Genomic DNA, 774 nt, shown 5'->3' on the forward strand with positions numbered 1-774 from the left:
CCCTGGAGGTGGCTGCATGACCGCCACCACCCCCATCGCAGGCCAGGACCCGGACACTCTGGCCGACGCGCTGCGAGTAGCCGCAGACCCCGGCTTCGATCGCTGGCAAGAGCAGATTCGCCGCACCGGTGGCTGCGCCGACCCCATCCGTCTTACCGGCGCCACCAAGACGGTGGATCGGGCCACGGGCACGGTGCTGCATGCCTACTTCACCGACCATGAGCCGGGTGGCGTGCTGCGGATTGCCTGCGGCAACCGCCGTGCCTCGCGCTGCCCCTCGTGCGCCTGGACCTACGCTGGCGACACCTACCACCTCATCCGCGCCGGACTCACCGGCGACCGGACCAAGGGCACCCCGCCCACCGTGCGCGACCACCCCCGCGTCTTCGCCACCCTCACCGCACCCACCTTCGGCCCGGTCCACAACCGCCCCGGCACCCGGCCCTGTCGCTGCGGTGTCCGGCACCCGGAAGATGATCCGCTGCTGGGCACCCCGCTGGACCCGGACCGGTACGACTACGCCGGGGCCGTGCTGTGGAACAACCACGCCCCCGACCTGTGGCGCTACTTCACCATCTACCTCCGCCGTGAGATCGCCCGCCGCGCCGGACTCACCCAGCAAGTCGCCCGTGCAACTTCCCGCGTCTCCTTCGGCAAGGTCGCCGAATACCAAAAGCGCGGCGCCGTCCACTTCCACACCGTGATCCGCTTCGACGGACCCGACGGCCCCCACTCCCCGCCCCCGCACTGGGCTACCTTGCCTGTCTCTTATAA

Annotated in this window: 1 protein-coding gene; it reads left to right on the top strand. The window is 70.4% G+C overall.

Going from position 1 to position 774, the window contains the following annotated elements:
- Positions 1-16: 16 nt before the first annotated feature.
- A partial coding sequence (locus tag G5C65_RS37955) for a replication initiator (RefSeq protein ID WP_338146862.1) occupies positions 17-774 on the top strand: 758 nt, incomplete at its 3' end.

Source organism: Streptomyces boncukensis, from assembly GCF_011045075.1.
GTDB lineage: Bacteria > Actinomycetota > Actinomycetes > Streptomycetales > Streptomycetaceae > Streptomyces > Streptomyces boncukensis.